The organism is Rhodococcus sp. YL-1 (assembly GCF_001942025.1).
Lineage (GTDB): Bacteria > Actinomycetota > Actinomycetes > Mycobacteriales > Mycobacteriaceae > Rhodococcus_F > Rhodococcus_F qingshengii.
The window spans coordinates 2,672,135-2,683,973 of sequence record NZ_CP017299.1 but is presented as its reverse complement, the minus strand read 5'-3'; the positions used below and the strand labels follow the sequence as shown (position 1 = coordinate 2,683,973).

Below are 11,839 nucleotides of genomic sequence, written 5' to 3'. Positions count from 1 at the left end.
CCGTCCTGGAGGGGAACTGACGATCACATATCGGTCGACAGCATTCGGTTCGCGATCCGCAATCCCGAGTCTTCCGCGGCATCCAATGCACGTGATTGCTCTGCCGTTATCCTGTCGCACACCCAATCCCAGTGCATCGTCACCACAGCGCCGGGGACGGGCATCGCCGCAAGCGCGTTGCCCTCGACCCTCCACCGCACTCTCTGCGTTGCCGGTCGGCCGCGTGCGAGTTGCTCACCGTCGAACTCGAGCGGGGACGAAACCACCAATGCATGCTCCTCGCCGACGTCCTCGACCACTCCCCATCTGATCCGGCAGTTCTGGAGGACGGACAGTGGGACCGCACCGCGCTTCCGAAGAAGCTTGACCCACGGATACACCAGAAATACGTGAAAACTGTGGTGCGCGAGCGCGCGGTCCCGACCCCCGAGGACGGGGAGGAACCCGGTGTTCTCGCGTTCACCGAATGCCCCCCTCAAGTGCTGTAACAACTTCCCCGAATCGAGAGAGTCGAGGAGATCACCTCCCACCCAATAGGCTTCGATCACTCGCGAATCCAGGGGGTCGTCGATGCCCGCTCCTACAGCCAATGCCTCGAGGTACGGCCACGCACCGTCGAATTGACGAGCGTGATCACGGTCGCCGCTGCCCGAGTTGCCGCTGGCCAGACGAAGCAGCACTGAAGGATCGTCGGGTCCGCAGTAACCCAACTCGTTCGGCGGATACGCGTAGCGGGCAAACAACGCCGGCCCGTTCATACCGACGGCAGTCATCAGCAGATCCGAGGAAGTTGTTCACCTGCCGGCAAATCCACTACCCGATTGCCTCCCAATGCCGTACGCGCCACCACCATTGTGCGATGTTCGGCCACGCACTCCCCGATCACGGCGGCTCCCACACTCAGTGGATTGCCGTGCATCGCTTCCAGAACCAGGGCGGCATCTTCGCGTGGAACGAAAGCGATCAACTTGCCCTCGTTTGCGACGTACAACGGATCCAAGCCGAGTAGCCCACAGGCGTCGCGCACGTCAGCGGGAATCGGCAGATCTCGCTCCACCAGCGCAACCCCGATGTTCGACGCCTGAGCGATCTCGTTGAGGGTCGCGGCGACTCCGCCCCGCGTAGGGTCGCGCAGGACGTGGATGTCGACACCGGTGGCAATCATGTCGGCCACCACGCCGTTCAGGGCCGCACAATCACTGCGCACTTCGGTCCCGAATTCGAGACCTTCGCGACAACTCATCACGGCCACGCCGTGAACGCCGATGTCGCCGCTGACGATCACGACGTCACCCACTTGTGCGCGAGTGGGGCTGATGTCCACCCCGTCTGCGACAATCCCGATTCCTGCGGTGTTGATGAAGACTCCGTCGCCGTGACCGGCATCGACGACCTTGGTATCACCTGTCACCAGCCGAACGCCGGCAACGTGCGCGGCCTCACCGAGCGCCTTCGCGATTCCCGCGATGTCGGTCAGTGCCGTCCCTTCTTCCAGGATGAATGCCGTCGACATCACCAATGGCTGCGCTCCAGTCATCGCCAGGTCGTTCACCGTTCCGTTGACAGCGAGATCGCCGATAGTTCCGCCGGGAAACACCATGGGTTTGACGACATACGAGTCGGTCGAGAACGCGAGCCGCACCCCGCCGACGTCGAATACGGCCGAGTCACCGAGTTCTGCATCGGCAGCGCTTCCGAACGAGGGCAGGAACAGGTGCTCGATGAGCTCGGCGGACATCGCTCCTCCACCACCGTGCCCCATGACGATGTTCGGCGAATCACGCAGCGGCAGTGGGCAGACCCACGCCGACAAGTCCACGACAGCGGTCTCCTCAGCCGGCATGACCCGCCTCCTGAAGTTCCAGGCGCCGGTACAGGTAGTACGCGGCGCACGCCCCCTCGGACGACACCATCGTGGCACCGAGCGGATTCCGCGGAGTGCATTCCTTCCCGAAGGCACTGCACTCGTGTGGCTTGATCAAACCTTGCAACACTTCTCCGGAACGGCAGACGCTCGACTCGTCAGTGTGGATATCGGTCACCGAAAAACGCTCTTCGGCATCAAAATACGCATACTTCGGTGCCAGCTGCCAACCGCTGTCCGGGATCGATCCGATGCCGCGCCACGTCCGGTCCGACACGGCGAACACATCCTCGAGCATCGCTTTCGCTGCGGTGTTGCCCTGCGCGGTGACGGCACGGGCGTAGGCATTTTCGACCTCGTATCGACCCGATTCCAACTGCAGCACCGTCTTTCGGATGCCCTCCAGCAGATCCAGCGGCTCGAATCCGGTGACGACGATCGGGACCTTGTACTTCTCGGCCAGCGCCGGGTACTCCGACGTTCCCATCACACTGCACACATGCCCGGCCGCCAGAAATGCCTGCACGCGGCACTCTGGCGAATCCATGATCGCGGCCATCGCCGGCGGGACCAGAACGTGCGAAACGAGTAGCGAGAAGTTCTCGATACCCAGGCGATTGGCCTGATAGACGGTCATGGCGTTGGCCGGCGCGGTGGTCTCGAATCCGATCCCGAAGAACACCACTTGCCGGCCCGGATTCTCCTTGGCAATAGTCAGTGCATCCAACGGTGAGTACACCACCCGCACGTCACCGCCGGCGCTCTTGATGCGGAACAGATCCGACGAACTCCCCGGAACTCGCAACATGTCCCCGAAGGAGCAGAAAATGACATCGGGTCTTGCCGCGATTTCGAGAGCTTTGTCGATGATCTCGAGCGGGGTGACACAGACCGGGCATCCGGGTCCGTGGATCATCTCGATCTGTTGGGGAAGTAATTGATCGATGCCGTGTCTGATGATCGAATGTGTCTGACCACCACACACTTCCATGATCGCCCATCGCCGTGTGGCCAGCGCACGGATCTGATCCAGCAGTTTGCCGGCCAGTTCCGGATCGGAGAACTCGTCCAGATATTTCATGATTCCGTCTCCTTCGGTTCGATCCCCGCGGCCCGGGCAGCCCTTTCGAACCCGTCACCGAATTCCTCTTCCAGTACGCCGAGGTGCTCGAATTCCGCCAGCGTGCTGCGAGCGGATTCCTCGTCGAGTCGCTGGATGGCAAATCCGACGTGCACCACGACGTACTCGCCGACTTGGGCGCCCGGAATGTACTCGAGACACACTTCTTTTCGGACGCCACCGAAGTTCACCACCGACATCGTCGTTCCGTCGCGTTCCTCCAGGGACTCGATACGTCCCGGTACGGCTAGGCACATGACACAACTCCTGACCTCATGACGAACTCCCCACCAGCACTTGGCCGTAGGCGAGACCGCCGTCGTTCGGCGGCAACTCCAGTCCTGTCAACGGCGTGAATCCAGCGTCTGAGAGCAGAGCACACGCCCGAACGAGCAGTAGAGGGTTCTGAAAGACACCTCCGGTGAGTACTACCTCGTCCACTCCCGCCAGTTCCCGGCCACGAATTGCCCACTCGAGCACCAGGTGCGCTACGGATTCGTGGAAACGGGCGCCGATCACTTCAGCGGGCAACTTCTCCCGGAGATCGCGGACAACAGCCCGAATGACCGACCGCGGATCTGCTGTCCACGAATCGTCGTCCGACTGCGTCCAATCGAAGGTGTACCGCGAACCGGCGCTGTCGACTCCCCTCGACACCCCCTCCAACTCGATGGCAGCCTGCGCTTCGTAGTCGACCCTCTGACGGACCCCGGTCAGCGAGGAGACTGCGTCGAACAACCGCCCCATGCTCGAGGTGTCCACGCACCCGAAACCGGTTTCCATCTGGTGAAGTAGGACCGACTGCTCTCGGGGCGGACAGGCTGCCACGGGCGCGAGGTCGGATTCCCAGTCCAACCCGGCATGCCACAGGTGGGCGAGCGCCATTCGGTACGGCCGTTCCACTCCGGCATCGCCACCGGGCAGCAGTACGTATCCCAGATGCGCGAGACGGCGATAACCCTTGTACGTCGCCAGCAGTAGTTCCCCTCCCCACACTGCGCCGTCCGCCCCGTAGCCGGTGCCGTCGAACGCTATTCCGAGAACTGGTTCGCTCCCGTCCCGGCCGTTCTCCCCCATCACGGAAGCCACATGTGCGTGGTGATGCCCGACGATGCGCACCGGTCGGTCACCACTACGACTGCGAGCCCACGAGGACGAGCGATACCGAGGATGCTCGTCACAGGCGATCTGGTGCGGCACCACCCCCGTGATCGATTCGAAGTGACTCTCCGACGCAGCAAAACTGTCGATGACAGCGAGGTCGCCCATGTCTCCGATGTGCTGACTCGGCCACACATATCCGTCCTCGGCAAGACAGAAGGTGTTCTTCAGGTCGGCCCCGACCGCCAAGGTAGGCGGTACGTCGAACGGCGCGGTGACGGGCAGCGGAGCATATCCGCGCGAGCGACGAAGCAACTGTCTTCCACTGCCGACTATTCGCATCACCGAGTCGTCACACGGCATCAAGATCGGACGGTTGTGGGTCAATACCCCGTCGGCCAGGTCACCCAATCGTTCGAGATCGTTGTCGGAGTACAGAATCGGCTCACCGCCGATGTTCGCCGATGTCATGACCAACACCGCTGGGCCCGCCTCTTCTCCGGCCAAACCCAGAAGAAGATGCTGAATCGGGTTGTAGGCCAGCATGATTCCGATATCCGGAATGCCGGGGGCAATCAAGGGGGAAAGCGCGTATCCAGACGCTTTGGCAACCAGCACAATCGGGCGCTCGCGCGAGGACATGGCATCAGCCTCGGCATCACCGACCACACCCAACTCTCTGGCTTCTGGCACATCGCGCACCATCACCGCCAACGGCTTGCTTGCTCGATGCTTGCGTTCACGCAACTCGTGAACCGCGCGGTCGTCGCGGGCATCACAAGCCAGGTGAAATCCTCCGATTCCCTTGACAGCAAGAATCTTCCCGTCTCGCAGTAGGGATCGGGCTCGTAGCAGTGCACCCTCACCGGTCACGGCGGGCGCGTCCCCTTCCACGAACGATAGCGTTGGACCGCACTGCGGGCAGGCAATCGGTTGCGCATGAAACCGGCGGTCGGCGGGATCCACGTACTCCGCCGCACAGTTCGCGCACAACGGGAATCGCTTCATCGTCGTAGCGGCCCGGTCGTAGGGCAGCGATTCGATGATCGTGAATCGCGGACCGCAGTTGGTGCAGGTGATGAATGGATGACGATATCGCCGATCGCTCGGATCAGTCAGTTCCCGGAGGCAGTCGTCGCAGATCCCGACATCCGCCGGCGCCAAGGTTCGCCCGACCGACCCCGCATCCGTCTCGACTATGCGAAACCCCTCACGACCAACCGGCCGCGAGTCCTCGCGCTCCACCGACTCCACCCGTGCCAGCGGTGGGGGGCGGTTTCGCACCCGAGCGACAAATGCATCGATTGTCTCTCCGTCGCCTTCGACGTCGATCACGACACCGAGAGCAGAATTTCCCACCGAACCCGACAGTCCCAGTTCGGTGGCGGTCGCATGGACGAACGGCCGGAAGCCCACCCCCTGGACTACGCCACGAACGATGACACGGCAGGCGATCTTCATGTCCCGACCTCGCCGTTACCAGTATCGGAGTCGACTACCTCACCGTCGTGGCCACCACGGCCCATCAGTTCGAGGCCGGCCCGAGCATGGCGAGCTCCCTGCTCGTCGACCTTCTCGACTGCAAAGCCCATGTGGATCACCACCCAGTCACCTGCCGTGACGGTGCCTTCGTCGAGCATTCCGATGTTGACCTTGCGTGGTGCCCCCTCCACGTCGACGAGAGCGAGTTGACCTCCGTATCCGTCCAGTAGTTCGCGTACCCGTCCCGGAATCCCCAGACACATGACTCACACCTCCGGCCCCAGTGTGGTGGCATCACAGTCCACGTCGATGGACCGGACGAGTGCCAGCACCGCAGAAGCGGCTTGCCTTACCGAATCACGCATCTCCGCACTCAATCCGATTCCGTCGCCGATCGATTTCGCATGTGCCCCCACCACGAACGTCCGCGGGAGTGTTCCGCCGAGGGCCTGCAGGCTGGCAAACACCGAACTCGGATGCATCGAGTGCGCGTCGAAACCTCCTTGCGGGCCTTCACTTTCGGGGTCCACTTCGATGATCGCGAGCTTGCCCGGGACTCCGGTCGCCGGTAAGGCATCGATCAGGACCAGGGCGTCCCACGACTCCAACAAGTCGTACGCCAGATGCACGCCCCGAATCCCGTAGTCGACCAGGTGAGCTCCCGATGGGAGATTCTCATGCTGCAGCGCCCGAACAACTTCGGGGCCGAATCCGTCGTCTTCGAGAAATATGTTTCCGACACCTGCAATCAGCACGCGCACAGCGCTTTACATCTTTCGCATTCGCAGATAGCGCTGGATGTCCGGCATCGACACCACCAGGACGATCGCGGCTGCGATCGCGGTGGCGCCGAGAAGTGCCGTCGACAGCAATCCCATGCTCCTCATGGCGAGTTCTCCTCTCGATAGCTGTGAAGTTCGATAGCTGTGAGTACGTCACGCGCTGTCGCGCGGCATCGGCTCTATCTCGTCCGGCGCGAAGTACAGGTAGCGGCCGTACCAGTTGTGCAGATCGGCGGCCGGATCGTCCAACAGTGTCACCCCAACATGAATGTCGCCGTCCACGTCTTCATGAATGGTGGCGACGTGGGCGATCCGGCCGTCGAAGAACAGGTCCTGAGCATCAGCGCGGCGTGAGGGGTGGAGCCGAACTGTACTTCCACCAGAGACACGGACGCCGTTGATCAGAACTGCGTCGGTGCGTGGTTGGACACTGGTGTCGGCTTCCGGGGTCCACCAGTCCACACCGTCAGGCACCTCGGGTATCAGATCAGAACCGGCGTGCGGATTTCGCAGCACACCGTGCAGGCCGGCTAGATCGTCGTCCGTCAATCGCTCACATCGGTCGATGATGTCGGCAGCTCTGGAGTCGGTAGCTCGCGCCCGCGCCTTTTCCTCGTCGGTCATGGCAAGGATTCTCAGGGTGAGAATTTCGTCGATCTCGGTCGAGTCGAAGAGAGATCCCTCGCTCTGCGGCGCAATCTCGGGAAAGTCGTACAGGATGATCGGTGACACCAGAACGGTGGGAGATGTGCCAGGGTGAGTGGGGTCCTCGGTCCCCGCAAGCACCGGATAACAGCGATTTTGCCGCAACTGCTCCGAGTGATCTGCTTCTTCGAACAACGACAGGAACCTCGAGCCTGTGCAGTTCACAATGACGTGAGTCCCCAGCATCGATTGCGCGGTGGCCGTGCCCTTGTCCCGTGCGTCGACGCTCGTGGCGTTCATGATCGTCACGGAAATCACCGTGCGTCCGTCCCCGGCGGAGGCGCTCACTGCCAAGAGGCCATTCACCGGAAGCCGTGTCCGAACGATCCGTCCGACCACCCTGCCCCGAGAGCCCGACAAAGTCGCTCCTTCGACAACTCCGGCCGCACAGAAGGTTTCTTCGACGCCGGCCTCGAGTTCGTCCAGACCCCACGGACCCAACACGATCTCGGACTCGGTGGCTTCGTCCCACGAGATCGACTCCCGCTCGCCGACTACCAACCGATCGACCGGGATCCACGCCCCGCCGGCGCCGAGTCGTTCAACCGTCCGCGACTGGTGGTGCAGAAATCTCACAGTCGCAGAAACCTCGACGCCGTTCCGCTCGAATTCGCCGAGCAGACATTGCGCGGACATCGACGGTTCCTCGCCGACTCCGACCTCGGCGGCGCCGGGCGGTCCGAGAACCCCGAACTGCCAACGGGATTGATTCTTCGCCGAGCCGGCCCGGTAGGGATAGAGAAGATATCCCTCGTACAGGACGGCGTCGGCCACGGCCCGAACGTCGTGATCCATCCCCGTTCGAGTCATCGCGGCACCTGGCTCGCCGTCAGCAACTGCCGCACGGCTGAATCGAGGTCCGTGAGGCCGTGCGCTGCCTTGAACCGCACGAGATCGGCAATCGTCTCATGGTCGAGGCGTACCCAACCAGACGCCGGATAATGCGCAGCCATCAGCTGTTTCCACACGTCGACCGGCAATTCGTAGGCAGCAGATCTGTCCCACGGGATCTGCTGCACGGAGAAACCACGCGGTCCGTCGGTGAATACCGTGCCGCTCAGTAGAACCACGATCGGAATCGTTCCGTCTCCGAGTGCGTGCATGTACTTCGACGCCGTCACCGAGAAGTCGTACGTACACGCCATGGGCAAGGCCGCGACCGTTGTTCCGGTGAATCCTTGAACGACCGTGGAACATTCCATCCACAGGAAGGTGCGCAGCGTACTCGACCAACGCTCCCGCGGACCGAAGAGATCGCGCAGACCTTCGCCTTCGGCGTCGGAGTACGGTCGGCTGTGTGGTTCGATTCGTACCTGCGCGCGCAGAGCCACCGCACGGACGGTCGTGCCGGTGGATTCCGACATTCTCAATCTCACCGTCAGATTCGGCGTAACCGCGTACGGTTCCACCTCCATGTTGTCGATCGAGAAGTCGAGAACAGTCATGCCGACCTGCTTCGCGCCTCGACGCGCCCGAAGAACTCGTCCACTGCGCGTGCGGCATCCTGGCCACCGTCGAATCCGCGCCACACGGTGCGCAATCGTCCCACCAGTTCGTAACAGGCGTCGATGGGAACAACGAAGCATCTCGGCGATTGTCCTGACGTGGGCACCGACACGATCAACGCCTCGACGTCGGCCCGCATCTGCGCGAGCCCCGGATTCTCCTCGAGCACAGTCTCGAACGAGTCGATGGGCAACTCGGATTCGGTAGCTCCGGCCGGTCCCGGATAGAGGACTATGTACTTGTCGAGGAGTGAGTTGCGGAAGAAGAATGCCAGGCCGACGGGGATTTCCAGAGACTCCCACCGGCCAGGGCCGAGGTCGAAGTCCGGAAACTCGAGGTACCGATCGGGAACCGCTTTGTATCGAAGGTCCGCGTCGACCGGTGCAAAGAGTAGATAGCAGGGTCGGCACACGCACATCAGGCTCCGGACCTGTACGTCCACGACGTGCTGGTGTTCGTCGCCTATGCCCGCCGCACACATCTCACACCTCGGTCCGGTCGGAACGACACGCGACGAGGCGATTCGTGTGAGCACCTCTCCCACAGTGACTTTCATGACCGGGCTGCGTTCACGGCTAGGTCACCGGTATCACAGAATCGTCAGCAAGCGCGACCGAGAGCACTCCGTCGCGAATCAGCACCGGCACAGGCGCCAGGTGCTCGGAGCCGGTGCCCACCCGCGCTCCCGCCCCGTACACACTGAAGTGGGCAGAGCACGTCGGACAGGTGAGGACAGCGGCGTCTCGGGCAGGACGGCCCATCATGCGTTCGAGCACAGCCCCCGCCATCGAGTGCTCACACACCGGGCAACGGTCGCGATACGCGTACAGATCGTCACCGGAGCGGCAGACCAACAGATCGGTGCCCGACACGCGGAAGCCCGCGACCTCTCCCACCTCGACTTCGGCGAATTCGGGGACCTCCACCCAGTGCGTACCTCCCCCGTCGGCGTGAACGTGCGAGAACAGGGACTCGACCGAAATCACACCCGACTTCAGCTCATGCGAATCCGGTGTTTCGACGTCGATTCCGGTGGTCTCGGGTGCCGCCGCCTGCACCGCGTCCTGGACCGCGGTTTCGAGGGTCACCGAGGACGAAGGGCAACTGTTACAGCTTCCGAGAAGCCGTAGTCGCACTACGCCGTCCGCCACCTCGATCAGTTCGACGTCGCCTCCGTGCGAACCGAGGTACGGACGCACGCTGTCGAGCGCAGTGCGGACGCGGGTCTCCACGTCGTGCGGGTGAAGTCCGTGCACCAGTAGCAGGCTGGACACCAGATCGTCGCGAACCATCGCATCCATCGTGGCCGGATCTGCCAGAGCGACGGTGCGTTCGAGTGCTGCGCCGTACAACTGCACGACTTCACGCACCAGTTGCTCGGCGCGATCTCTCGCCACCGGGCCTGCGCCGGCATTGGCCTGCAACAACGTCTCGATGCGCTCACCTGCTCCGCGCCAGTAGTCGGCCGATTGCTCCATCGATCACTCCCCGGTCACGGACTGCGTCGGAGAGTGCAACTTCTCCAGAGTCTTGCCACCGCCGAGATACATGTGAACACCACACGGCAGGCAGGGATCGAAACTACGCACGGTCCGCATGATGTCGATGCCCTTGAAGTGGTCTCGATCGTTCTCCTCGAAGATCGGCTGACCCTGCACGGCATCCTCGTACGGACCGGGGGTTCCGTAGCTGTCGCGCGGGCTCGCATTCCACGGTGTCGGTGGGTACGGGTGATAGTTCGCGATTTTTCCGTCACGAATCACCATGTGATGTGAGAGAACTCCGCGGACGGCTTCGGTGAATCCGCAACCGATACCCTCGTCCGGGACCTCGAACGACTCCCACGTCTTGGTCCGGCCGGCCCGGATCTCGACAAGCGCCTTCTCAGCGAAATGAAGGGCAGCCGCGGCTGCGTATGCCTGGAAATACGTTCGCGCGCGGTTTCTTTCGAGGGTATTGCTGCCATGTTCGGGAATCTTCCACTCGAGCGAGACAGGAGCCTTCAGTGCTGTTTTCGGAAGATTGATCTTCACACTGTGTCCGGTCGACTCCAGGTATCCGATGTCGACCAGGCCGGCCAGAGCGGTGCTCCACAGGCGAGCCAATGCTCCCCCGCCCGTATCCAGAGCAAGGTTGTCTTTTCCGTCGAACCATCGCGGTGACATGACCCAGCTGTACTTGTCCTCGAGGTTCCGCTTCTGCGGGTGAGGGTTGGTGTGCTGATTCCACGGGTGCCTGCGATCGACCGGGTTACCCAGCGGATCGGTTTTGACGAACATCTCCTGATCACTCCAGTCCTCGTAATACGAGGAGCCCAGCATGATTCGGATACCGAGGTTGATGTCCACCAGATCCGTGGTGACCAACTTTCCGTCGACAACCACACCGGGAGTGACAAACATCTTCCGGCCCCAGTCGGTCATGTCCTTGTAGGAGAAATTGCAGTACTCGGGGTCTTGGAACGATCCCCAACAACCCAGCAGGGTCCGCCGCAGGCCAACCTTTTCGTAACCAGGCATCGCCTGGTAGAAGAAGTCGAACAGGTCGTCGTGCATCGGCACGACCTTCTTCATGAATTCGACGTACCGCATCAGCCGCGACATGTAGTCCGTCATCAGTTCGATCGTCGCGACGGTGCCGACGCCGCCGGGATAGAGCGTCGACGGGTGAACGTGCCTGCCCTCCATCAAGCAGAACATTTCGCGAGTCGAACGCGAGACTTGCAACGCTTCGCGATAGAACTCACCCGTGAACGGATTGAGAGTCCGCATGATGTCCGCGATCGTGCGATACCCGTGCTGCTCCTCGTGCGGGCAGCGCGTGTTCTCTGCCTGCGCCAGCACACCGGGATTCGTCTCGGAGACCATCTTCTCGCAGTAGTCGACGGCGACAAGATTCTCTTGAAAGATGTTGTGGTCGAACATGTACTCGGCGGCCTCGCCGAGATTGACGATCCACTCGCCCAGATGCGGCGGCTTGACGCCGTACGCCATGTTCTGTGCGTAGCACGAGCATGTGGCGTGATTGTCACCGCAGATGCCGCAGATACGACTGGTGATGAAATGCGCGTCGCGCGGGTCCTTCCCCTTCATGAACAGGGAATACCCGCGAAAGATCGACGACGTGCTGTGGCACTCCACCACTTCGCGATTGGCGAAGTCGATCTTGGTGTAGATGCCCAGACTGCCGACGATTCGGGTGATGGGGTCCCACGCCATCTCGACAAGACCGTCGCGGTCCGCAGTCGAGGTGGGTTCGGGAACGATGGCCGTCATTGCA

Annotated in this window: 13 protein-coding genes; all 13 read right to left on the bottom strand. The window is 62.1% G+C overall.

Features of this window, described 5'->3' with window-relative positions:
- Nucleotides 1-23: 23 nt before the first annotated feature.
- The 13 genes from BH682_RS12600 to BH682_RS12545 are packed head-to-tail and all read right to left on the bottom strand — an operon-like array spanning nt 24 to nt 11,835.
- Complete coding sequence (locus tag BH682_RS12600; protein ID WP_054825611.1) at nt 24-773, bottom strand: DUF6390 family protein; 750 nt, start codon at nt 771-773, stop codon at nt 24-26.
- On the bottom strand, nt 773-1,843 hold the full coding sequence (gene hypE / locus BH682_RS12595; RefSeq protein ID WP_058038669.1) for a hydrogenase expression/formation protein HypE: 1,071 nt from the start codon (nt 1,841-1,843) through the stop codon (nt 773-775). Before hypE ends, BH682_RS12600 begins: the two co-directional genes overlap by 1 nt.
- Nucleotides 1,833-2,945, bottom strand: a complete 1,113-nt coding sequence (gene hypD / locus BH682_RS12590) for a hydrogenase formation protein HypD (protein WP_007735088.1) — start codon at nt 2,943-2,945, stop codon at nt 1,833-1,835. The genes hypE and hypD overlap by 11 nt, the downstream gene beginning before the upstream one ends.
- Complete coding sequence (locus tag BH682_RS12585) at nt 2,942-3,241, bottom strand: HypC/HybG/HupF family hydrogenase formation chaperone (RefSeq protein ID WP_003942168.1); 300 nt, start codon at nt 3,239-3,241, stop codon at nt 2,942-2,944. Before BH682_RS12585 ends, hypD begins: the two co-directional genes overlap by 4 nt.
- 16 nt (nt 3,242-3,257) lie before the next feature.
- A complete protein-coding gene (gene hypF, locus BH682_RS12580; protein ID WP_050655148.1) occupies nt 3,258-5,546 on the bottom strand; it encodes a carbamoyltransferase HypF in 2,289 nt (762 codons plus the stop codon).
- Nucleotides 5,543-5,830, bottom strand: coding sequence for a HypC/HybG/HupF family hydrogenase formation chaperone (locus BH682_RS12575; protein ID WP_007735086.1), 288 nt, complete (start codon nt 5,828-5,830; stop codon nt 5,543-5,545). Before BH682_RS12575 ends, hypF begins: the two co-directional genes overlap by 4 nt.
- A gap of 3 nt (nt 5,831-5,833) precedes the next feature.
- The gene (locus BH682_RS12570; RefSeq protein WP_047271381.1) at nt 5,834-6,328 is read right to left on the bottom strand and encodes a hydrogenase maturation protease; all 495 of its coding nucleotides are present in this window, start codon (nt 6,326-6,328) and stop codon (nt 5,834-5,836) included.
- Between the two features lie 6 nt (nt 6,329-6,334).
- Nucleotides 6,335-6,454: a DUF6893 family small protein gene (locus BH682_RS37295; protein WP_003942178.1), complete on the bottom strand. Its 120-nt coding sequence runs from the start codon at nt 6,452-6,454 to the stop codon at nt 6,335-6,337.
- A gap of 48 nt (nt 6,455-6,502) precedes the next feature.
- Nucleotides 6,503-7,864: a hypothetical protein gene (locus BH682_RS12565; protein ID WP_075833011.1), complete on the bottom strand. Its 1,362-nt coding sequence runs from the start codon at nt 7,862-7,864 to the stop codon at nt 6,503-6,505.
- The gene (locus tag BH682_RS12560; RefSeq protein ID WP_075833010.1) at nt 7,861-8,499 is read right to left on the bottom strand and encodes a DUF6084 family protein; all 639 of its coding nucleotides are present in this window, start codon (nt 8,497-8,499) and stop codon (nt 7,861-7,863) included. Before BH682_RS12560 ends, BH682_RS12565 begins: the two co-directional genes overlap by 4 nt.
- Entirely contained in the window at nt 8,496-9,116 is a 621-nt protein-coding gene (locus BH682_RS12555; RefSeq protein ID WP_058038667.1) for a DUF5947 family protein, read from the bottom strand. The genes BH682_RS12560 and BH682_RS12555 overlap by 4 nt, the downstream gene beginning before the upstream one ends.
- A 19-nt stretch (nt 9,117-9,135) precedes the next feature.
- Nucleotides 9,136-10,038, bottom strand: coding sequence for a NifU family protein (locus BH682_RS12550; protein WP_003942277.1), 903 nt, complete (start codon nt 10,036-10,038; stop codon nt 9,136-9,138).
- 3 nt (nt 10,039-10,041) lie between these two features.
- The gene (locus BH682_RS12545) at nt 10,042-11,835 is read right to left on the bottom strand and encodes a nickel-dependent hydrogenase large subunit (protein WP_058038665.1); all 1,794 of its coding nucleotides are present in this window, start codon (nt 11,833-11,835) and stop codon (nt 10,042-10,044) included.
- Nucleotides 11,836-11,839: the final 4 nt, after the last annotated feature.